Origin of the sequence: Shewanella sp. SW1 (genome assembly GCF_025653545.1) — a bacterium.
In the GTDB taxonomy this organism is placed as follows: domain Bacteria; phylum Pseudomonadota; class Gammaproteobacteria; order Enterobacterales; family Shewanellaceae; genus Shewanella; species Shewanella oncorhynchi.
This window is the reverse complement of the sequence record NZ_JAKKSG010000003.1, coordinates 286,561-309,147: the sequence shown is the minus strand read 5'-3', so window position 1 is coordinate 309,147 and position 22,587 is coordinate 286,561. Positions and strand designations below refer to the sequence as shown.

Sequence of the window (22,587 nt, the reverse complement as noted above, 5' to 3'; positions counted from 1 at the left end):
GAAGATGGGCACGATAATAGGGGTATTGGTCCTATAAATAAAGAGGCAAGCCTTGTTCACTGACACCAATCCGTATTTTAGTGTGCCTCACCACTTTACCGCCTACCTAAGCCAATGGCCGAGTTCCCAGCCATTACCCTCAGAAATGGCACTGAGATCAATGCAATCATTAGGCATTCAACTGCTCAGCGAAGTCAAAACACTCGAAGCTAACTGCTTGCTACAGCTGCGCCATTTAGATAACGAGGCAAAAGTTGTCGTGGATTTTTTAAAGCTGCAATCCCGCAAAGTAGATTTAGTGCTGCAACATGTATTAGAAAAAGAAACCCAAGAGGGCGAAAAATGCTTTGGTAACCAATTTGGTGGCAGTGGCCTGAGATTACTCACCCCAACAGCCTTAGACATTGGCTCCCACTATAAAATTACTCTGTTTATTCACGACGAATTAGTTGCCATTCTCTGTTTTGGCAAAGTCATCGCCACTCAAGCACAAAAAATAGCACAAGCCGAAGGCGATATGAGTCGTAATGACAGTACAGAGCAACATACTCAACCTGAACATCTACAATGGCAAACCGACTTTGAATTCAGTCAAATTCTTGAATCTGACGTGGAGCAATTAGTCAAAGCCAGCCTCAATGTGCAACAGAAACAACTCAAGTTACGCAAACTCGCCAGAGACGAGCGTCAATAGCCGCTGACTTTTCTCTGGCACCTACGCCATCAAGTCTCTACAATGTCTGCAACTATTTGTGAATGAATCAGTTTATCGCACGCCAATGACTCACATATCAGCCCTAACGCCGCCAGCCGTCAAAAATGGCACTCAAATTCAGACTCTGTCCACCGTGGGCGGCGTTTGCCAAGCCGTTACACTCGCCAATTTAGCGCGTCAACATAAGGGAACGACCTTAGTCGTCACCAGTGACACGCCAAGCGCCTTAAGCTTAGAGTTAGAGCTGAGTTATTTGCTCAGTAAAACAGGCATTAAGGTCAGATTATTCCCTGACCGCGAAACCTTGCCCTACGACAGTTTTTCGCCCCATCAGGATTTAATTTCCCAGCGACTCGAAACGCTATCGCAGCTGTCTCAGATTGAGCAAAATATCGTTATCGTGCCCGTCACCACCTTGATGATACGCCTGCCACCTAAGGCATATTTAAGCGCCAACGTGTTTGTGCTCAAAAAGGGTGATAGCTACAAGTTACACGATGTACGCCAGCATTTAACCGACACTGGCTACCATTCGGTGGAGCAAGTGTATGAACATGGCGAGTTTGCCATTCGCGGATCGATTCTGGATATCTTCCCAACGGGGATGAATATGCCACTGCGCATCGAGCTATTCGATGAAGAAGTGGAAACCATTCGCCATTTTGATCCAGAAACCCAACGCTCATTGCAACCTGTCGACTCAATTCGCCTATTGCCCGCGAAGGAATTCCCAACCGACAGTTCGGCCATCGAAGGTTTTAGGCAAAGATACCGCCGCCGTTTCGAGGTCATAGTCAAAGAGCCGGAATCGGTTTATCAGCTAGTGAGCCGTAACTTGATGCCGGCGGGGATCGAAAACTACCTGCCGCTATTTTTTGATGACACCGCCACCCTATTCGATTACTTGCCCAAGGACACTCAACTCGTCACCTTAGGCGATATCGAAAAGTCGGCGCGCGCCCATCTGCAAGAAGTCGAGCATCGCTATCAAGACAGACGCGTCGATCCGCTGCGGCCATTACTGGCGCCTAAAGAGCTGTATTTACTCATAGAAGAGTTATTTGCCGCCTTTAAACCGCTGCCACGTTATCAAATGCAAGTGCCAACAGATGGCACTGAAACAACGAAAGCGGTTGTTATTGCCGCCAGCACCCTGCCCGACATCAGTGCCAATCATAAATTAAAGCAACCGCTGCTAGCGCTGCAAGATTATGCCAGCAGCGCCAAACGCATGTTGTTTAGCGCCGAGTCCGAGGGTCGCCGTGAAGCGCTGCTTGAATTGCTCGCTAAAATTCAGTTAAAACCTGCGCTGTTTAACCATTTTGATGAATTTATTCAAAGTGATGCCAAGTTAGGCCTTATCGTATCACCGCTGTCACGCGGTTGTTTGCTGCAGTTCAGCGCCAAAGAAAGTATCAGTATTATTTGTGAGACTGAACTCTTCGGCCATCGAATTTCCCAGCAACGCCGGCGTGAAAAACAGCGTCAGATCAGTAATGATGCCCTGATTAAAAACTTGGCCGAACTCAAAGTTGGCCAGCCCATAGTGCATTTAGAACACGGCGTTGCACTTTATAGGGGCTTAGTCACCCTAGATACGGGTGGACTGGTCGCAGAATACTTGCAATTAGAATACGCTGGCGGTGACAAACTGTATGTGCCAGTGTCTTCATTGCATCTCATCAGCCGTTACAGTGTTGGCGCCGATGAAGACGCCCACTTAAATAAACTCGGCAACGAGACGTGGGCTAAAGCCAAGAAAAAGGCGATTGAAAAAATCCGCGACGTCGCAGCCGAGCTGCTCGATGTCTATGCCCGTCGCCAAGCGCGTCCCGGCGAAAGCTGCGCAATTGACGAAGAAGAATACGCTCAATTCGCCCGCGGCTTCCCCTTCGAAGAAACCGTCGATCAAGAAAGCGCCATCATTGCCGTGTTAGCCGATATGCAATCGCCGACCGCAATGGACAGATTAGTCTGTGGCGATGTGGGCTTTGGTAAAACCGAAGTCGCTATGCGCGCCGCCTTTGTGGCCGTCAACGCTGGTAAACAAGTGGTCGTGCTAGTTCCGACCACATTGCTTGCCCAGCAACACTATGAAAACTTTAAAGACAGATTTGCCGACTGGCCCGTGGTTACTGAAGTTATGTCACGCTTTCGTACCGCCAAAGAGCAGACTCAAGTGCTGCAGCAATTGGAAGAAGGCAAAGTCGATATCGTTATAGGTACCCACAAGCTACTGCAATCTGAGGCCAAGTTTGAAAACTTAGGCCTATTGATTATCGACGAAGAACATAGATTCGGTGTGCGTCAGAAAGAGAAAATCAAGGCGCTGCGCGCCAACGTGGATATCTTAACCCTGACCGCAACGCCTATTCCGCGCACCTTAAACATGGCCATGTCGGGCATGCGCGATTTATCGATTATCGCCACCCCGCCCGCCAAACGTTTAGCGGTGAAAACCTTTGTGCGGGAATCGGATCCCGCGACTGTGCGCGAAGCCATTTTGCGGGAAATTCTCCGTGGCGGCCAAGTGTATTACCTGCACAATAATGTTGAAAGTATTGAGAAATGTGCCCAAGGCATTATCGATTTATTGCCTGAAGCGCGAGTCGTCGTTGCCCACGGTCAAATGCGTGAGCGCGATCTAGAACGGGTAATGTCAGACTTTTACCATCAAAGATTCAACGTGTTAGTCTGTACCACTATTATCGAAACCGGTATCGACGTCCCAAGTGCCAACACCATTATTATTGAGCGCGCTGATACCTTTGGTCTGGCACAGTTACACCAATTGCGTGGCCGCGTCGGGCGATCGCATCATCAGGCCTACGCTTATTTGATGACGCCGCATCCCAAACGTATGACCCCAGATGCACGCAAACGTTTAGAAGCCATTGATGCTCTTGAAGATCTCGGTGCGGGCTTTATGCTGGCGACCCAAGATTTAGAGATCCGCGGCGCAGGTGAACTCTTGGGCGATGAACAGAGTGGCCATATTTCGAAAATTGGTTTTAGCTTGTACATGGAAATGCTCGAAGCGGCAGTAAAAGCCTTAAAACAAGGCAAAGAACCGTCACTGGCGCAAATGCTCAATCAGCAATGCGAAATTGAACTGCGTATCCCCGCCCTTCTGCCTGAAGCCTATGTGAGCGACGTAAATATTCGTCTGTCGCTCTATAAACGCATCGCAGGTTGCGAAACACAGGCGGCGCTGGATGAGTTAAAAGTCGAATTGATCGACCGTTTTGGCTTATTACCTGAACCGACGCGTAACTTAATGGAAATGACCCTCTATAAACATGAGGCGACTCGCTTAGGTGCGACTAAAATAGAAGTGCACAGTAAAGGTGGCAGCATCGAATTTAGTGATGATCATGTCATAGATCCTGTGTTTATTATTGGATTACTCCAAAGCCAGCCACAAATCTATCGAATGGAAGGACCGAATAAGTTAAAGTTCAGCCTTGCAGCCGAAACCAGTAAAGACAGGCTCGCTTTAGTGAAACTCTTGCTAGAACAATTATCGCAACATCGTCTTGGAGATAAATAGTGTTACGTAAACTCGCGGTCTCTATCGCTACACTCATTGCACTATCACACAGTCAGGTCGTCCAAGCAGAAGCTTGGTTCGAGGTTGAAGTCTATGTGTTTGAACGCCAAAGTCAGTCAAGTGAACAATGGCCTGATACGCCGAACAAGACGAAAACCGATAACGCAATAGACTTAATCTCCCCCGCTATCGCGCAAGCAATCACGCCGATACCCAGCGCATCTGCGCCTTGCACACTGGTCTTTGATGCCGATGCAAATAGCCACTGCGCTGAAACCTTAAACGGTACCTCGACGTCAGAACCTATGCCTGCTGTGCCTGCGAGTGTGGAATATCGTTACCCGCCGGTGATCCCATCAGAAATCAGCAGCGCACAGATCAGTTATCCTACAGCCAATGGCAACCCAGTATTGTTAACCCGCAGCCAAAGTCAGTTCGCGAGCATTATCAATAGTATTTCCCGCGAACGTGGTACGCGCAGTTTACTGCACATGGCTTGGCAACAACCTATGCGTGGTAAGAGTGGCTCAGTACCCATACGCTTATTTGCGGGTAAAGATTTCTCAGGTACTTATCACTTCGATGGCAGAAAAATCATTAAGCAAGCTCAAGCAGAGCCTATGACTAATGCCGATGGCACGCCAATGCTTGCACCTGCTGTATCACCAGTATGGGAATTAGATGGCACACTGAATATCTATTTAAGCCACTATTTGTATATTGAAACCGCATTGCACTTGCGCAAAGAAGGCAGAAAATTAATGCCAGCCGTACCCAGTGATGCGGCCGATACCAGCGCAACACTCACGGCGCCCAAAGTCATGACACCATTTTTAATGTCTGTGCCTTTGGAGCAAAACCGCCGTGTGAAGAGTGAAGAAATCCATTATTTAGATCATCCCGAAATGGGCATGGTGATCCAAATCCGCAAGATGGCGCAACCCAGTGCAATGCAAAATAATCAGAATGCCGAATCAATACAGACTGTTGGCCAATACTGAACAAACACACAACCCGCACAATTCTTAAGTTAACACGGTACGTTTAAATTAAGACTGAACGATGGAGAAATCGAGGTAGATATCATCAGCCTCGTCTTCTCCTACCGTTACGGTTAATCCCTCAGTGCAAGGCACACCTACTTCGCACCAAGCAATTAAAGCATTAACAGCAATGTCACTGCCTTGGGCGAGTACTTCAACACTGCCATCGCGGCAATTGGTTACATATCCTGTCACACCAAGGGCTCTGGCCTTAGTCAAGGTCGCATGACGGCAACCAACACCTTGCACTTTTCCCGTCAAATTAATTAATACTCGCTTCATCTCACGCTCCTTTTTCACGGAACCTTGTTATAGAAATAAGCATAGCCGCAATTATCCAAAGGCTAAGTGTTAACCTATGGATTTGTAGAGCAAAAAACAAACAATATTTAAATTTAGGCAAAAAAAACAGCTAACAAGACTGCTGCTAGCTGTGTCGGGCGACATACGCAAAGGGATATCCAATAAATGGACAAATAAAACAGCAAATCTGTATCATTTTGTTACAAAATAGCAAGGGTCGCTACTTTACACAATAAATAATTATTTTCAAGAGTTTGAAAAGTAAAACTATCCATCCCGAATGAATATAATGCTTTTAGCTGAAAATCAGCTCGTACACCCATCTACATTGTTCATGTTTAAAAACACCCCCTGTGATAGCCAAAGAAGTATAAAGGCGTGTTGACGTTTAACGCTGAGATTGTGTTTGTTCTGGCAAGTTAGTAAACACGAAACGAGGGGTTGAGAAGTCCCCCTCTAATGACAAGCGGCGCGTATGCCTGACGATAAAGCAAGGCAAGCAAACTAGATGCAAAAAAGCAAAAAACCGACCTAATTAGCCGGTTTTTGCTTGATTGTGTGGTTAGGTGATGAAGTGCTACTCGCTGATCATCTGACCATTTTGATAGCGATACTCGGATGAGGGTTCACCATTAAAGTAGTACACCGACCTCCCATGCAGTTGATTATCAAGATACTCATCACTTTGCAGCAGGCTGCCATCTTCGTTAAAACTATAGCCTTTGCCTTGCAATTGACCTTTATCATCATACTGGGCCCGCCCTAATAAATGGCCATTGACGGAAAAGGCTTGCCAGAGACCCACTTCGTGTCCTGCTTTATAGTTGCCATGCCAGAGCTTAACCATGCTGTAGCTGCTTTCATCTTGCAGCAGCCATTGGCCTTCGCGCTGACCGTTAACATACTGACCTTGGGCTTGCAGTTGTTTATCAAAGCCACGCAGTAAATACGCGCCATGTAACTTAGCGTTTTTATAAAACTCTCGACGCATTATCGTGCCATCGGCTGCGATTTCTGTTTGTTCACCACTCAGCTCACCTTGTTGGTTAAACTGCTCATTGCGCGTCGTATCCGCGTTTTTTGTGACCCACTTGCCGGACTTTAACCCTAAGTGATATTGGCCGCTGACAAAGCCGCCGTCCTCGGCCTTATCTTCTCGATATGCACCGTGCATTTGACCTTTGCGGTAGTTTATCCGCCTGATATAACCGTTCCAGCCAGCACCGATATACAAGCCATCGTATCGCCCCTTGAGTTGTTCATCACGTTCAATCAGCTCACCTGCTGCATCAAAACGCTGACGTAAGCTCCAGTCTTTTGCAGTATCTTGCTGATATTGATAAGTTAACTTTCCCGCAGAATCGAAGCGCTGTTCAGTGCTAGTCTGACCTTTAGCAAGGTATTGCGTGTCGGTTTGGGTCGCAACATTACCGGCATTATCATAGGTAATATGTTGAATTCCACGACCATCCTTATCATACTTTTGCAGCTCTGCTAACCGCCCTTGTTCATCAAAACGCTGCTGGTTTCCCACCTGTTTATCATGCTCATAGTGTTTAATCTCTTGCAGCACATCGGCAGCTCGGTAAATCAACACTTCACCGTGTATTTTCCCCTTAAGATAAAACTCTTTAGTGTATAACCAGCCATCTTTTGTCCAATACAGTCGCTCGCCTTCTCTTTTTCCCGCCACCATATTAACGGTTTGCTCCGGCTGACCATTGTTATGAAAGCTTTCATATAGCCCTTCCATACCGTTAGCGCCGTAGGTTACGCGTGTTTGCAACTGGCCATTGTTAAAATAACTTTGCGATAATCCTAATTCAGCCCCATTCACACGATGCTGAAGCTCCCTTAATTGACCATTAGTATGGTAACTTTTCTGATCTCCATGCAACTGGCCATGCTGGTAGTGGTACTCTCCCGAGAGCGCTCCGTCTTCCCAATAATGCAGATGCGTGCCCTGATAGCGCCCTTGCGCATCGCTACTGCCCTTGCGAGACAGTTGACCATCGGGGTAGAAAAACTCGAAATCACCAACGATAAAACTCTCGGCTAAATTGGGACTGTTGACGCTACCCTTAAAAACGGGTTTATCCGTCTCCAGATAAAAGAGTTGTAGCGGCCACACGCCATCTTTCTCTGTTGGTGCTTGCTCCTGATAATAAATGGCTTCACCAGGCACATCGCTAAGCCGCCATAATTCGTCGAGTAAAATTCGCTCAGCCGACAGATTAAACGACATAAGTAGTGCAGATAATAGTAATAAGACTCTCATATTCTGCTCCTTAAGGTAACGCAGGGAATGTATTAACCCACTGTTTATTGACCGGTTCGCCGCTTATCGTCAGCTGCTCTATCTGTGCTGCGCGCCCCGCCAGTACAAACCAGCGTTCCTCACGTAATACTTGCTGCAACGGACGCTGATAAAAATCACTGCTGTCACCTTGAATAGCAGGAGCTAGCTGTAAATTTTGCGCATTTAAAAAACGATAGCGCCGCATAAAGTCGGCCACGGTTTGATGGGTATCAACATTCGGCAACTGAGTGATATCAATCAACCAGCTTTGCTCGGGTTGATACGCTAGCGCTTGCCATTTGGGCGTACCGGTACAGGCCAAAGTGCTGCTGACATTGATGTCGTAAAAATTGCGGCGGATCCCATCGGCGCTAGTCAGTTGATACAGCACAAACTTATCCAGCCCTCCACCAAAACCCGTGTTGTTAGTGTTAGTGCTTGTGTTTGTCCATTGCAGTGTGTGCTCGTTGACCTTAGGTGCATCGACAACACTGAGCGTGCACACAGCTGCCTGCTCGGAAGTTAACAGCAAACTGACGCCGTATTTGGCCACGACTTGCGGCTCAAGTAAGGCGGGGTCTTCAGGTGCAGTAACTTGCGGCTGATTAACATAGGACGCATACATATCATCACTATAAAGCAGCTGTTGCTGCGCCGGCGGATAGGCGACATTTTGCGCGTAATCTTGAGTCGGAATAAAACGAATGTTCTTAGTCAGTTCACCACTGTCAACCACAGTATTCACATAGAGTGTCAGCGTCGGCGGCGCTGCGGGAAAGGTAAACTGTGTGATCGATTCATATTGTGCCGCTGAGGCCAACGCCACCATATTTTGCTCTGCCGGGGTTAACCAATCCGGCCCAATGGGCGGCGGTGAAAGATATTTCACCATAGCGCCTTCGGCACCGTCAAAGCGCCGGTATAACCAAGATTTGTCAGTGCTGCCTCGCGATTTCAGCAAATAACTGAATGATTTATCTGGGATTGGCGAGAGTTCCAGCTGTATATCTTCATACTGCAAGACCACAGTTTTGCTGGGATCGGGGGTCAGGTTAAGTTTGACTAATTTCGCGCCGCGATAATGGGCAGTCGCGCGAAACTCAGCAACCTGAGCTAAGAGGTCATTCGGCGCATTCCAACCGATAAGCAAATTCTGCAGCTCAGACTGATGGAAACCATCCTGTTCTGGATAACTGTAACTGCCTACCTTGCTCAATTGCAGCGGCAGTACTGTGCCATCCGCACTGTGTGCTGTGATATCGGTTAAGCTAAACCCGCCTTCGGGTTTAAAACCTGAAAAGTCATACTGATAAGTCAGCTTTAATAAATCATCTTGCTGGTAAAAGTAGCCCGCATCATAGGCAAATACAGCATCTTGGGTTAAGGTCTTATTGACATTATCCAACACAACGTCAGGTTGTTTTTGATACTCAAATACTGGGAAATCATAAAAACCTAAATACTGTGTCAGATCGCCCAACTGGCGCTCCTGCGGCAACATAATAACGTTGCTGCGCACTGTGCCCTTATAGCCGTAGCGCTCAAACGGCGCTTCTGCCACTAAGGCTAACTGCGCTAACCACCCCCGCTCACGTTCTAACATCAGCTGACCGTATATTTTGGCTTGCTCGCCGCCACTTTCAACTTTGGCTAACACATGAGTATCAGTGACTTGCAAGACGGTAAGTTTTGCATTCGCGTGGCCTTGATAGGCAGGAAGCGCGACAACCGCCCCCGCTTTGGCGGGTATGGTGCTAAGAAAGGCCGATGAGCTAAAGAGCTTTTTCAGTTCCTGCTCAAGCTCTGCGCCGCGTTCAGCCAGCAGGGCCTGCCATAGAGGTTTGTTCAATGCACTGAATTCTTTAACGCTGCCATCGTCTAGATTTAAAGAAAATTCAAATCCCTGCGAGAAAATAGCGTGCATTTCGGGATTACGATCGGCCCGCTGGCCACTACTGACGCCGCTCCCTTGGCCATCGCGCATGTTCATATAATCGACATGCACTTGAAACCGACTGTTTTTGCCTGTTTCGAGGACCTTATAACGCAGCAATTGATGTGACGTGGCGTTAACCGTTTCGGTACGCTGACCATTGTCTACAGTGATGTTAGTGGTGCTATACAGCTGATACGAGCGCTCTTCCCCTTTTTCAGGCGTAAACTCAACATCAGCATCCCCAAAAGAACAGGCCGATAATAAACAGCATGCAACTACGCTAACCAAGTACTTCATGGTTATTCCTTGTATCTCAAACAAATAGTAAGCGCCGCATTATGCCCTTTCATACCCAGTAAATAAAATGCTTTGGCTATTTATGCCTATCCAGCGCAACACCAGAGTGCGCGACTAAGCATCCTTTTTAGATAGTCACAGGTACAACAATGCCAATCTTAAATAACACTTCTGCTGTTCGTTTAGCTAAAAAGATATTTGCCCCAAAGCAAGATAATTTTGTCGTCAGTTTGCGGCTTGAATTGTCATTGCTTCCCCAGTGACACGCCATAAACTCGTCCCTGAGGGCTCGACGGCGGCATCCATGCCGCCAACGGTCACTGGTGCAACAATGCCAATCCTCACTAACCCTCTCGCTGTTCGTTCATCTAAAAAGCGATTGCCCCATTGTGGGCTAGCCTAAGATTTAGCACACATTTCCTTTGCTATTAATTGACCTATTTTTTCTAATGATAGAGTATGTACTTAATTTGGTATTAATTCAGTTATTTAAGACTTCTTATATGGATATTAACTTCTCTTGCATTAGAACACATGATGGTAGTAAAAACTCAGGATTTGAAGAGTTGATTTGCCAAATTGCCCATCTTCAAAAGCCAGGTGATGGAAAGAGATTCGTTAAGAAGGATGGCGCTGGAGGCGATGCAGGTGTTGAATGTTACTGGATTCTTGAAGATGACTCGGAAATATGCTGGCAAGCTAAATATTTTTTAGATGGAATGAATTCTTCCCGTTGGCAACAAATAGATGAGTCATTTACTACAGCCTTAGAAAAGCACTCCAAGTTAACACATTATATTGTCTGCTTACCTCTAGATAAAGCCGATAGCAGAAAGAAAGGAAAAGGTGGAAAACAAGTAGTTTCTGTCGAGGATCAGTGGTTAGAGCACATTAAAAAGTGGGAGGGCCAAGCAAAAGCTGTTGGTCGTAAAATTGAATTCTCATACTGGGGTAAGCATGAGATTACCACTTTTCTTACGCTTGATGACCCCCTTTACTCAGGTAGGGCTTTGTATTGGTTTAATGAACCATTTCTCGGGAAAGAGGTATTCAGAAGTATCGCAAAACGGTCGCAAGACAGCTTAGGAGATAGGTATACCCCTGAGTTTCATGTCGAATTGCCAATTGCAAAGAGTTTTGATGGCCTTTGTTTGAATTTCTCATGGTGGGATCTTCTCAAAGAGAGAAGATCAGAGCTAAAAGACGCTAGCTCAGATGTTATTTCTTTCTTAAAAGCAGAAAATAAAAAAGGGGATGTTTCATTAAACATTGAAAGCATAAATAGCTTAGCTGATCAGCTTAATGATGTTGTGGATGAATTTGGCAAAGGGATTGCTGACAAGGATTTTCACAATCGAATATCAAAAATAAACTCTTTGCTAGAAGAGCTATCTAAGCTATATGCCGAGGTATATAAAGATGTGCATGATAAAATCGATTGGTCTGAAAGAAAGGATAACTCTAGAAGTAGTCTGTATAAATTAGACAATGCAATAGATGATCTAGCATCTTTCATAAAGCAAAAAAAGGCGATCTCGTCCCAGACAAAAGCTGCGCTTCTTTACGGGGAAGCTGGAATAGGTAAGTCACACCTCCTATGTGACCTGAGCTTACATAGAATCAATATTAATTTACCCACATTGTTTTTATTAGGTGCTCAATATCAAGGTGGGAACCCAACTGGTTTTCTAAAGGAGTCATTAGACTTACAAAACTATAGAAGCTCCCAAGTCTTAGGAGCTATAGATGCAGCCGGTGAAGCATCGGGGGCGAGAGCACTCATTATCATTGATGCTATAAATGAGGGAAATAATAGAGATGACTGGCATAACCAAATAACAGGATTTTTGTCAGATTTATCAAGATTTCCATATATTGCTGTTCTGTTTAGTTGCCGCAGCACTTATCTAAGTTACATTCTTCCCGATAGTGCAGACGAAAGCTTATTGCCTCGCATAGAGCATCATGGGTTTAGGGGGCATGAACATAGGGCTGCTGAGAAATTTCTTTCCCAGCAAGGCATATTCAAACCAAGCGCACCAATATTAGCGCCTGAATTTACAAATCCACTTTTCTTGAAAACATGCTGCCGAGCTCTAAGGCAAAATAAAAAGAACTCATTTCCAAAAGGGCTTAATTATATTACCTCATTATTTGATTTCTATGTTTCAAGTATTGAAAGGGTTGTAGCCAAAAGGAAAAAGTTCAATCCGGATGAGAATATCGTTAAGTCCACACTTATACATATCGCTTCAAAACTGTTACCAAATAATCTTGAAGGTCTTCTGAAGCAATATGTTAGAAGATTGGTCAATAATTATGATCCAAACCCTAATCATGGAGATAGTCTTTTCGACATATTGATCGATGAGGGCATTCTATCTGAGGATGTTTCTTATAAAGAAGATCAGCGTGGAAATCTTATTATCAGATTTACATATGAACGATTTAGTGATTATTTTATTGCACAGGAACTAGTAAATAAGGTAGATGACATTAAAGTAGCCTTTTCAGATGAAGGTTCTATAGGGGAATTACTGAAAAATAATGGTTACTATCGTTTTTCTGGAATATTCGAAGCCTTGGCTATCATTGTTGCTGAATGCTTTAATAGGGAACTAGAAGATTTGCTTCCTGATGATATTGAAGTCGGGAAACGGCAATTAGATGAGACTTTTCAGAATACTATTTTATGGAGGAGCCCAAGCTCTTTTTCTGAAAGGACGCTGGAGCTTTTAAATAACCTAGAGGGTTATTCCTATAGTCACCCAGCCATGGATATTTTATTGAAATTGTCAACGGAACCCAATCATCCATGGAATGCTGAGTTTCTTCATCGAAATCTTGCAAAAAAAGCTATTGCTGAGAGAGACCACTTTTGGTCTATACACATAGCATACGGTGATAGCTCTGAAGAAGATGATGAATATGAGTCTATCATTAGAACTATTATTGAGTGGTCACACTCTGGCATATTAGATTCTGTAGAAGAAGAGCGAATTAGGCTCTGTGCTATTACCCTTATTTGGTTTTTGACTACCCCGAATAGAAGAATAAGAGATCGATCTACGAAATCACTAGTAAGAATTCTTTCTAGTTACCCTAATCTTGTTGAAATTTTATTAAACGATTTCTCGCATCTAGAGGATACATACTTAACCGAGAGGCTTTATGCCGTAGCATATGGTGTCGTTTGCAATACCAATAAAGAAGATATTATTAGAGGTATAGCGAGTACTACATTTGAATTAATATTTAGAGATGGTGAGCCACCTTCGCACATTCTTCTTAGAGACTATGCCCGAGGAATTTTAGAGTATGCCTTGCATATTGGAGTGCTTTCGGCAGAAATTACTCCGGAACAATTCAGACCACCTTATACGAGCAGCTCACAACTGGATAATCCATCACCAAAAGAGATGGAGCGCATAGCAGGAGATGAATTTTCATCAAGAATAAAGAGTTCTTTAATGGGCTTTCCTGGTGACTTTGGAAACTACACCATGGGCTGTGTGCATAATTGGTCTTCAACACCTATAGCCTTACCAAAAATTGAGAATGGATATGAGATTAAGAAACGATTTGCGCACGAGCTATTAACTGACGATCTGAAAGAAGAATATTTGGCAAAAATAGAACCAATGCCAGTAAGTGATAATTCAGTTTCACCAAAAGAGTTATTAAAGGCTATTAGAAGAATTAAGTATGATTCCGAAGACTGTAAACGCAGCTTTGAAGAGCAAAGAAAAGAACAAGAAAATTTTGATAGCATGGTAAGCGCACAACTCAGCGACGAGCAGAAAGAGTATTATCGTTGGCTTTCTGGGATAAGAAATAATGGGCCAGCCCCCTTTAGCAGGAAATGGGCTCAAAGATGGGTTTGCAAACGCTCTCATGAATTTGGTTGGACTGAAGAACTATTTGCTGATTTTGAAAGAATGTGCTCTTACGGAAGGAGTGGCGGCCACAGTGGTGGAGCAATGGAGCGTGTCGGGAAAAAATATCAATGGATGGCCTTCCATGAGTTTTTGGCCAGACTTTCTGATAACTTCCATTGGATTAATAGAGGTTATAGCGATGTACCAGATGATGATATTTATGAAGGGCCTTGGCAAATAAGCAAACGCGATATTGATCCGACTAACTGGGCAAGACAATCTGGAGAATACAAAACTTATCACAACAAACAGTGTACTTGGTGGCAACCTTATCACTTCCCATTCCCAAATGAAAATGACGTGGTAGCCAAAACTAACTTCTTGTGGGATGAAGGGATTATACCTGAATTCTCTGAGTTACTTCAAAGGACAATGCCTGCTGACAATTCTGATTGGCTAGTTTTGCATGGCTTTTGGTCCGAAAACAGGAAGTATACAGATGATGATATCGAGGCTCCTTATCTTGACGGTTGGTTCAGGATCAACTCTATTTTCATCCGCAAAGGTGATTATGATTCATTAGCCAAAGGAGTTGAGGGAAAAATACTTTGCGATCCTCATATTGTCAGCGCACCATCAACACAACACGAAGGATTTTTAGGGGAATATCCTTGGCACACTATATATCACCATCTTTCTGGGTGGAGAGAACCAGAAGAGGTCTTTAGGGATCAAATTACAGTCGAACACTTTGTCCCATTTTCTAAATATGAATGGGAAAAAAGCGGTAACGACTATTCTCTTAATAGCTCACTCTACTTTCATATGCCAGCCAAGGAATTGATTAAGGACATGGATTTGTCTAGATCTTTTGGTCAATGGGGACGCTGGGAGCATAAGGGGCAACTTGTATTCTTTGATCCAAGCCTTGAAGAGTACGGCCCTTCATATGCATTAATGCGTTCTGATAAATTACAGAAATGGCTTGATGATAATGATATGGAGATTGTCTGGTTAATAGGCGGAGAGAAGGAAATGTTTTCTTCTGGAGCAAGTCATTTTTTTGGCCGTTTGGCGTATAGCGGCTTGTTTAAATATGAAGATGGAAAACCTGTAGGCAGTATATGGTTCAATAAGGAAGAGTCAAAAAATTGAGACATAAGCTAGTTCACAAAATAATCTTATAGCAATCGTAATCGGAACCACGTTTACATAAGTTTGGGGCTAAATGAAGTGGCACACTAATTTTGGCCACCTAAATAGAGGTGATATTATTGCCTCATAGATGACCTTAGGTGAACATATGAGACCGACAACCAGAAAAACATTTAGTGCTGAATTCAAACTTGAAGCTGCCCAATGTGTTGGTGCAGTAATTTTGAGCAGGCATTTGTAGGTCATTGGGATACTAGAAGTTATCTGAAAACCAAATTCTGTCCGATCTTTGTAACACGGAAATATCCCAAAGTGTGTTGCGTATGTCTTTTAAATCTACAGGTTACGTGAATGCACTAAAGGTGAACCATGGTGATTGGCGAGACGACCGCCCGCCCCATGGACGGGGCGGTCGAGCATCCAAGGATGGACTGGCTGCGCGTCGGTGAGTAAATACCATGGCAAGCCTATATGCGTGGATATCAGCCAACACTAAAATCCTACTTAATCTATCCCCAATAGCCACAGCCATATGTCCGCCACATGAAGTACGAAAGCCAAACCATAAGGCAGAATAATCGATAAGATAAATCCACTCCCCCTCTTAAATATAAAAAGAGGAGTGATACTTTTATTCAATCGATATCAATCAAGCCAACTTAAAGGCTTTTATTTTGGGGAGATGGGCGGCGAGTTGGGGGAATTTGTGGGGTTGAACGTCATCCCAATCAATCGAATAATAGGCGCTTAATTCACTGGCGAGTTGCTGATTATCGAACATCTCATCATTCACAGAAAATATGCACATGGCCTTGTGGGTATTCTTTTCACGAAATTGCGACACGCACTTATTGGCAATATCGGCATATTCTTCTGGGCGATCGATCTTGCCCTGCATATTATTTTCTGGGTGCAAATTAGGATTAATCAGTACTGATTTAAGACCATTTAAAAATCCAATCCGCTCGGCCCAATAAGCGCCGAGTCCCACGCCAACCATTAACGGCGCGGGATCGTCACTATGCTGCATTTGCTTAGCGACTTCCTTGAGCAAGTGTTGCATGTCGTGCTTAGGGTGCAAGGTGCTGTAACTGATCAAACGCACATCAGGGTCAATAAATTGCAACTGACGCATTTTTTCGTGATTACCTGGGCTAGTAGCATCAAATCCATGAAGATAGAAAATCATATCAAGGCCTTTTAATCATTTTTGATTACAGTGAATTAGCTAACCCTAGCAAAAGAGTGATCTCACACCTTGCGCTACATCAAACTTTCGCCTGTTGAGCCAAACAAATTTGCTCTGCAAGCTGCTTGGCATTTTCCCAACGGGCCGTATTATCGAGCGCCGCTGCCGTTTGCGCGGCATTGGGTTTAAGTAAACTTGCAGGATACTGTGGCGCGCTCACAGGCCAAGTAAAGCCATCGAGTAGCGACATTACGCCCGCATTGTCATTACACACTAAAATCATGTCACAACCTGCGGCTAAGGCGGCGCTGGCCCTTGCACGGTAATCGCCCGCAAATCCTGCGCCTTGCATGCCGAGATCGTCGGAGAAAATCACCCCGTTAAAGCCAAGTTCTTTACGCAGCACTTGTTTTAGCCAGTATTCAGAGAAGCCCGCAGAGTTGGGGTCGACTTTAGGGTAAACCACGTGCGCGGGCATCACGCCTAATAACTTTTCTTTTGCGATCAATTCTTTAAACGGCAGGATATCCTTTGCAAAAATCGCCTCGGCATCACGTTCATCAATGGGTTTCTCGTAGTGCGAATCCGCCACTACACTGCCGTGTCCGGGGAAATGTTTACCCACGGCGCCCATGCCAGCTGCGGCCATGCCAGCAATAAAGCTTTCGGCCAATGTAATAACCTCGGCGGGCTCTGGGCTAAAGCTGCGTTTACCTATGACTTGGCTCACGCCGTTTAAGTCCAACACGGGCGCGAAACTTAAGTCGATATCGCAAGCCAGTAATTCAATCGCCATCAAGAAACCGAGCTCACAGGCCCAACGCTTGGCCAATACCATATCACCCTTTGCTGCGGGGAGAATGTCGCCCATGGCGGGAATAATGGTAAAGCCATCACGGAAACGTTGTACTCGGCCCCCCTCATGATCGACGGCGATTAATATTTCTGGGCGGATTTGGCGTATCTGTTGTACCAGACGGATCAACTGATCACGGCTCGAAAAATTGCGGGAAAATAGGATTAGACCACCCACCTGTGGATGGCGTAGCATCTCAGATTCAGCCTCACTGACGTCCAACGACAGTAAATCCAACATTAAATAGCTCATACTTCTCCCTAAAAATATTCATTAATACTCAAAAAATAACCACTCAAGCCATAAGTAGTTCACGCTCACAAAAAAGCTAAAAAAAGCGAGCCACCTACTCTTGTAGCGCTATCGAAGCCTGTATTCTTGGCCATAAAATGGCCTGTAAAAAAGTCCCAATTAAGTTCAGCTTATCCGAACTATTACGAATAAAAAAAACTAATGTGAATTGTCACACTAATCTATGGGATACTGGCGTTAGAGTATCACACAAGCAGATTTCGCATGAAAGAACGCCGCCACTGACCAGAGTACACGCGCAAGATTAGCGTGCTTCAATCTGCAGAGCGAGCAATCCCATGCACTCAGACTAAAATAATAAACAAGACACAACAGGACTTCTATCATGATTAGCGTATTTGACATGTTCAAGATCGGCATAGGTCCATCGAGTTCACATACCGTCGGCCCAATGAAAGCGGGCAAAATCTTTATGCAAAACCTGACTGACTCAGGACTCGTGACCCAGATTGATGAATTAAGAGCCGAACTCTTTGGCTCCCTCGGCCAAACAGGCAAAGGCCACGGCACGGGCAAAGCAGTGATTTTAGGCTTAATGGGCGAAGATCCCGAAACCGTGGACACTGACAGTATCGACGGTATTTTAGAACACGTCTCCAAGGACGAAACCTTAACGCTGCACTGTGGCAAAGTAGTTAAGTTTACCCGTGAGCAAGGCATTACCTATCACAGACGCAAAACGCTACCTGCACATGCTAACGCCATGACCTTGTACGCTTACTGTAAAGGAGAATGCATTTTTGATCGCACTTACTACTCAGTGGGTGGCGGCTTTATTTTAGATGAAGATGAAATTAGCCAACGTAATGCATCGCCAGCCTCACAAATTGAATCGGCACCTTTTGATTTTGTGAGTGCGGCTCATTTACTGGAATTATGCGGCGAGCAAGGTCTCAGCATTTCTTCTTTAATGATGGCGAACGAACTGAGTTTAGCCACTGAAGATGAAGTCAAAGCCAAGCTGTGGAATATTTGGCAGACGATGAAAACCTGTATCGAACGCGGTTATCAGAAGGAAGGTATTTTACCTGGCGGCCTAAAACTGCGTCGTCGTGCTCCTGCACTGTACCGTCGTTTGAAAGCCGAAGGCCGTAACAATGTCGATCCATTAACCGCTATGGATTGGGTCGATTTATTCGCACTGTCGGTCAACGAGCAAAATGCGGCCGGTGATCGCGTCGTCACTGCGCCAACAAACGGTGCTGCGGGAATTATTCCTGCCGTATTATGCTATTACGATACCTTCGTACAAGAAGTGGATATCGATGTCTGCGCCCGTTATCTATTAACTGCCGCTGCGATTGGTATTTTGTACAAGAAAAATGCCTCAATTTCTGGCGCCGAAGTCGGTTGCCAAGGTGAAGTGGGCGTGGCCTGTTCTATGGCCGCTGGCGCACTGACTGAAATCATGGGCGGTACAGTTGAGCACGTTGAAAACGCGGCTGAAATCGGCATGGAACATAACTTAGGTTTAACCTGCGATCCTGTGGGCGGCCTAGTGCAAGTGCCTTGTATCGAACGTAATGCCATGGGCGCGATCAAAGCGATCAACGCTTCTCGTATGGCCCTACGCGGTGACGGTAACCATAAGGTTTCACTGGATAAAGTGATCAAAACCATGATGGATACAGGCAAAGACATGCGCAGTAAATACAAAGAAACCGCCAAAGGTGGTTTAGCGGTCAACATTGTTGAGTGCTAAGTGCTGAGTGTTAATTCACTTTCGCTAATTGCTTAAATCGCACCATAAAAAATGCCATAACTCAGTGAGTTGCGGCATTTTTGTTTTAACGCATCGACGTGACTGCCGAATCGGCTATTTATGGCTTAAAGTACAAGCTATGGAACTTAAGGTGCTCTTCAATAAAGCTCGCGATGAAGTAGTAGCTGTGATCGTACCCCGCTTGCATCCGCACATCCAAGGGATAACCCTTGGTATGGGCGATATCCACCAGCGATTGTGGCATCAATTGGGTATCTAAAAAGCTGTCAGCTTCACCTTGGTCAATCAGTACTGGCACTTCGCTAATCGCGAGCTTAAGCAACTCACAGGCATCGTACTGGCGCCAATGTTCACGATTTTCACCTAAGTACTCGCTAAAGGCTTTAATACCCCAAGGTGCATTACTCGGATTCGAAATCGGGCTAAAAGCCGAAATTGAGCTATATCTGTGCGGATTACTCAGACCAATCACCAAAGCACCGTGACCGCCCATCGAATGGCCGGAGATGGCGCGCTGGGTAGTGACAGGAAAATGGGCTTCAATCAACGCCGGCAGCTCGTGGACTATGTAATCGTACATTTTGTAATGACGATTCCAAGGTGCTTTTGTCGCATTGAGGTAAAAACCCGCGCCTAAGCCTAAATCGTAAGCTTTATCCGCCGCATCGGGCACATCGTCACCGCGAGGACTGGTATCAGGGGCGACAATCGCCATCCCAAGTACTGCTGCCATGCGCTGTGCACCCGCCTTCTGCATAAAATTTTCATCGGTACAGGTTAGACCTGAAAGCCAATACAGCACAGGCACAGGTTTATTCACCGCCTCAGGCGGCAGATAAATGGCAAAGCGCATCTCGCAGTTTAACGACTGAGATTGATGGCGATACTGCTTATGCCAACCGCCGAAGCTCTTGTTACAACTGATATTTTCTATGGTCATACAAGTCCTTTTTAAGCTCAATCTTTTAGCGCTATTTATAACGTTAGTCTTAGCGTTAGTCATGGCGCTTATCGTCAGATCAGTTGGCAACACAGCAGACAGATTTGCACCTGTCTGCCGGTTTGTCACATCAAGCTGAAGCATCAACTTAGCGTGCAAAATCGCTTATTTATCAAAATGGATCACGCTACGGATGCTCTTACCTTCGTGCATCAGCTCGAACGCTTCATTGATTTGCTCCAGCCCCATAGTATGGGTGATAAAATCATCGAGCTTAAACTCACCCGCCATGTAACGCTCAACAATGTGTGGCAGTTCAGAACGCCCTTTCACACCGCCAAAGGCAGAACCGCGCCAAACGCGGCCAGTCACCAATTGGAATGGACGGGTTGAAATCTCTTGACCAGCACCGGCAACACCGATGATGACTGATTCACCCCAGCCCTTATGACAACACTCTAAGGCGCTGCGCATCACGTTGACGTTGCCGATACACTCGAATGAGTAATCCACGCCACCGTCGGTCATCTCAACGATCACCTCTTGGATGGGCTTATCCAATAATTTTGGGTTGATGCAATCGGTCGCGCCGAGTTTTTTGGCTAACTCGAACTTAGATTCGTTGATATCAATCGCGATAATGCGGCTGGCTTTGGCCATAGTGGCACCGATAATCGCCGATAAACCGATACCGCCGAGGCCGAAAATCGCCACGGTTGCACCTTCTTCCACTTTGGCCGTGTTCATCACAGCGCCCATACCAGTGGTTACGCCGCAACCTAACAGACAAATTTCTTCTAATGGCGCGCTCTTATTGACTTTAGCCAATGAGATTTCAGGCAGTACAGTATATTCAGAGAAGGTCGAGCAGCCCATGTAATGGAAAATGGGCTTGCCATCGAGATAAAAACGCGTGGTGCCATCAGGCATTAAACCTTTACCTTGGGTCGCACGGATTTTTTGGCACAGGTTAGTTTTGCCCGATAGGCAGAACTTACACTCGCCGCACTCTGGGGTATAAAGTGGGATCACATGATCGCCCACTTGTACGCTGGTCACACCCTCGCCCACTTGCTCAACGATACCGCCGCCTTCGTGGCCTAGAATCGCTGGGAATACGCCTTCTGGATCGTCGCCGCTCAGGGTAAACGCATCCGTGTGACACACGCCCGTAGCCACAATGCGCACTAAGACTTCGCCCGCTTTAGGTAACATCACATCCACTTCTTCAATCTTAAGTGGTTGTCCTGGTCCCCAAGCAACAGCGGCCTTTGATTTAATAAACTGCGGTTTTTCGTTCGACATTGTTACGTCCCTTGAATAGGTAATAGGAGTAAGTCATTGGTGTATCATAAATTCAATTCAGGCCAAGCAAACTCTTGCGCCCATTGCACTAATGCTACTGAATAGGAGGATTGTATTTGTTTCTCAGCGAGAGACAATCTAGTATTCAAGCAATTCATTTTTACTGAGTAACAACAATGTATCTCTGGGACGGCATTTCTGAATTTGTCGCAGTGGCCGAGGCCGAAAGTTTTACCCTAGCAGCGCAGCGGCTGAATATCTCCACCGCCCACGTTAGCCGCCAAGTGAGCACCTTAGAAAATCGCCTTGGCACAAAACTCTTTTACCGCACAACCCGCAAAGTGTCGTTAACCGAAGAAGGCACGATTTATTATCGTCATTGCCGCCAATTACAAACGGGGTTAGAAGAAGCCGAGCGCGCCATCTCAAACCTAAAGGACTCACCCCAAGGCTTAGTCAAGCTCACAGCGCCCGTCGCCTATGGCGAGAAATTCATCATGCCGTTACTCAATGATTTTATGGTGCAATATCCCAGCGTTGAGTTTAGCGTCGACCTAACTAATCGCACCTTAGACTTGATTGAAGGCGGTTATGATCTGGCCATTCGCCTCGGAAAACTTGCCGATTCGAGTTTGATGGCCAAACCCTTAAGCAGCCGTACCCACTATGTCGCCGCCTCACCGAGTTATGTAGAAAAATACGGTCAGCCCCATACCTTATCTGAACTTAGCCAGCACAATTGTTTGATCGGTAATCATAATTACTGGCGCTTTGTGGAAAATGGCCGCGAGCGTAATATCAAAGTCCGTGGCAATCTCAATTGTAACAGCGGTTACGCATTAAGGGATGCGGCACTAAAAGGCATAGGGATAGTTCAACTGCCTGATTATTATATTGAAGAAGATATTCAAGCCGGACGGTTACTCTCCTTCCTTGACAGTCACCGCGAAGCCAAAGAAGGCATTTGGGCACTCTATCCGCAAAACCGCCACCTGTCGGCCAAGATCCGCGTATTGGTCGATTATCTTGCCGAAAAACTCGCCGAGCAGGATTAAACACTGTTTGAGCAGATTGATTGGTAGCAGA

General features: G+C 45.6%; 14 protein-coding genes. 6 read left to right on the top strand and 8 right to left on the bottom strand.

Going from position 1 to position 22,587, the window contains the following annotated elements:
* Positions 1-52 precede the first annotated feature (52 nt).
* From L5M71_RS04535 to L5M71_RS04525, 3 genes are all read left to right on the top strand, one after another.
* Positions 53-694, top strand: coding sequence for a hypothetical protein (locus L5M71_RS04535; protein WP_168827490.1), 642 nt, complete (start codon positions 53-55; stop codon positions 692-694).
* Positions 695-779: 85 nt separating this feature from the next.
* Positions 780-4,265 carry a transcription-repair coupling factor gene (gene mfd / locus L5M71_RS04530; protein ID WP_263205696.1) on the top strand — a complete coding sequence of 1,162 codons (3,486 nt, stop codon included), beginning with the start codon at positions 780-782 and terminating at the stop codon, positions 4,263-4,265.
* On the top strand, positions 4,265-5,266 hold the full coding sequence (locus L5M71_RS04525; RefSeq protein WP_263172020.1) for a peptidoglycan binding protein CsiV: 1,002 nt from the start codon (positions 4,265-4,267) through the stop codon (positions 5,264-5,266). The genes mfd and L5M71_RS04525 overlap by 1 nt, the downstream gene beginning before the upstream one ends.
* 48 nt (positions 5,267-5,314) lie before the next feature.
* Here the strand turns inward: L5M71_RS04525 and L5M71_RS04520 are convergent, their stop codons facing one another.
* The 3 genes from L5M71_RS04520 to L5M71_RS04510 form a co-directional block, all read right to left on the bottom strand.
* The gene (locus L5M71_RS04520; RefSeq protein ID WP_028759808.1) at positions 5,315-5,590 is read right to left on the bottom strand and encodes an acylphosphatase; all 276 of its coding nucleotides are present in this window, start codon (positions 5,588-5,590) and stop codon (positions 5,315-5,317) included.
* Between the two features lie 598 nt (positions 5,591-6,188).
* Positions 6,189-7,889: a toxin-antitoxin system YwqK family antitoxin gene (locus L5M71_RS04515; protein ID WP_263205223.1), complete on the bottom strand. Its 1,701-nt coding sequence runs from the start codon at positions 7,887-7,889 to the stop codon at positions 6,189-6,191.
* Between the two features lie 10 nt (positions 7,890-7,899).
* Complete coding sequence (locus L5M71_RS04510) at positions 7,900-10,143, bottom strand: hypothetical protein (RefSeq protein ID WP_263205225.1); 2,244 nt, start codon at positions 10,141-10,143, stop codon at positions 7,900-7,902.
* Between the two features lie 503 nt (positions 10,144-10,646).
* On the opposite strand from L5M71_RS04510, the gene L5M71_RS04505 reads away from it, so the two are divergent.
* Positions 10,647-15,176, top strand: a complete 4,530-nt coding sequence (locus tag L5M71_RS04505) for an NACHT domain-containing protein (RefSeq protein WP_263205227.1) — start codon at positions 10,647-10,649, stop codon at positions 15,174-15,176.
* A 336-nt stretch (positions 15,177-15,512) separates the two neighbouring features.
* On the opposite strand, the gene L5M71_RS04500 is transcribed toward L5M71_RS04505, so the two are convergent.
* The 3 genes from L5M71_RS04500 to nagZ form a co-directional block, all read right to left on the bottom strand.
* Positions 15,513-15,641, bottom strand: coding sequence for a hypothetical protein (locus L5M71_RS04500; RefSeq protein ID WP_263205229.1), 129 nt, complete (start codon positions 15,639-15,641; stop codon positions 15,513-15,515).
* A 184-nt stretch (positions 15,642-15,825) separates the two neighbouring features.
* Positions 15,826-16,365 carry an alpha/beta hydrolase YcfP gene (ycfP, locus tag L5M71_RS04495; protein ID WP_028759796.1) on the bottom strand — a complete coding sequence of 180 codons (540 nt, stop codon included), beginning with the start codon at positions 16,363-16,365 and terminating at the stop codon, positions 15,826-15,828.
* Positions 16,366-16,444: 79 nt separating this feature from the next.
* Positions 16,445-17,473 (bottom strand): beta-N-acetylhexosaminidase, encoded by a 1,029-nt coding sequence (gene nagZ / locus L5M71_RS04490; protein ID WP_263148097.1) that lies wholly within the window; start codon positions 17,471-17,473, stop codon positions 16,445-16,447.
* Positions 17,474-17,858: 385 nt separating this feature from the next.
* On the opposite strand from nagZ, the gene L5M71_RS04485 reads away from it, so the two are divergent.
* The gene (locus tag L5M71_RS04485; protein WP_131524458.1) at positions 17,859-19,235 is read left to right on the top strand and encodes an L-serine ammonia-lyase; all 1,377 of its coding nucleotides are present in this window, start codon (positions 17,859-17,861) and stop codon (positions 19,233-19,235) included.
* A gap of 118 nt (positions 19,236-19,353) precedes the next feature.
* On the opposite strand, the gene fghA is transcribed toward L5M71_RS04485, so the two are convergent.
* Together fghA and L5M71_RS04475 are read right to left on the bottom strand one after the other, a co-directional pair.
* A complete protein-coding gene (gene fghA / locus L5M71_RS04480; RefSeq protein WP_261272584.1) occupies positions 19,354-20,196 on the bottom strand; it encodes an S-formylglutathione hydrolase in 843 nt (280 codons plus the stop codon).
* Between the two features lie 165 nt (positions 20,197-20,361).
* Positions 20,362-21,501, bottom strand: coding sequence for an S-(hydroxymethyl)glutathione dehydrogenase/class III alcohol dehydrogenase (locus tag L5M71_RS04475; protein ID WP_006081880.1), 1,140 nt, complete (start codon positions 21,499-21,501; stop codon positions 20,362-20,364).
* A 176-nt stretch (positions 21,502-21,677) separates the two neighbouring features.
* Between L5M71_RS04475 and L5M71_RS04470 the strand changes: the two genes are divergently transcribed.
* Positions 21,678-22,556 carry a LysR family transcriptional regulator gene (locus L5M71_RS04470; RefSeq protein WP_014610473.1) on the top strand — a complete coding sequence of 293 codons (879 nt, stop codon included), beginning with the start codon at positions 21,678-21,680 and terminating at the stop codon, positions 22,554-22,556.
* Positions 22,557-22,587: the final 31 nt, after the last annotated feature.

Bases quoted from the DNA above. Each gene is read 5' to 3' on its own strand.
- ycfP (WP_028759796.1), bottom strand. From the start codon at position 16,365: ATGATTTTCTATCTTCATGGATTTGATGCTACTAGCCCAGGTAATCAC.
- fghA (WP_261272584.1), bottom strand. From the start codon at position 20,196: ATGACCATAGAAAATATCAGTTGTAACAAGAGCTTCGGCGGTTGGCAT.
- mfd (WP_263205696.1), top strand. From the start codon at position 780: ATGACTCACATATCAGCCCTAACGCCGCCAGCCGTCAAAAATGGCACT.
- L5M71_RS04515 (WP_263205223.1), bottom strand. From the start codon at position 7,889: ATGAGAGTCTTATTACTATTATCTGCACTACTTATGTCGTTTAATCTG.
- L5M71_RS04485 (WP_131524458.1), top strand. From the start codon at position 17,859: ATGATTAGCGTATTTGACATGTTCAAGATCGGCATAGGTCCATCGAGT.
- L5M71_RS04520 (WP_028759808.1), bottom strand. From the start codon at position 5,590: ATGAAGCGAGTATTAATTAATTTGACGGGAAAAGTGCAAGGTGTTGGT.
- L5M71_RS04475 (WP_006081880.1), bottom strand. From the start codon at position 21,501: ATGTCGAACGAAAAACCGCAGTTTATTAAATCAAAGGCCGCTGTTGCT.
- nagZ (WP_263148097.1), bottom strand. From the start codon at position 17,473: ATGAGCTATTTAATGTTGGATTTACTGTCGTTGGACGTCAGTGAGGCT.
- L5M71_RS04510 (WP_263205225.1), bottom strand. From the start codon at position 10,143: ATGAAGTACTTGGTTAGCGTAGTTGCATGCTGTTTATTATCGGCCTGT.
- L5M71_RS04505 (WP_263205227.1), top strand. From the start codon at position 10,647: ATGGATATTAACTTCTCTTGCATTAGAACACATGATGGTAGTAAAAAC.
- L5M71_RS04470 (WP_014610473.1), top strand. From the start codon at position 21,678: ATGTATCTCTGGGACGGCATTTCTGAATTTGTCGCAGTGGCCGAGGCC.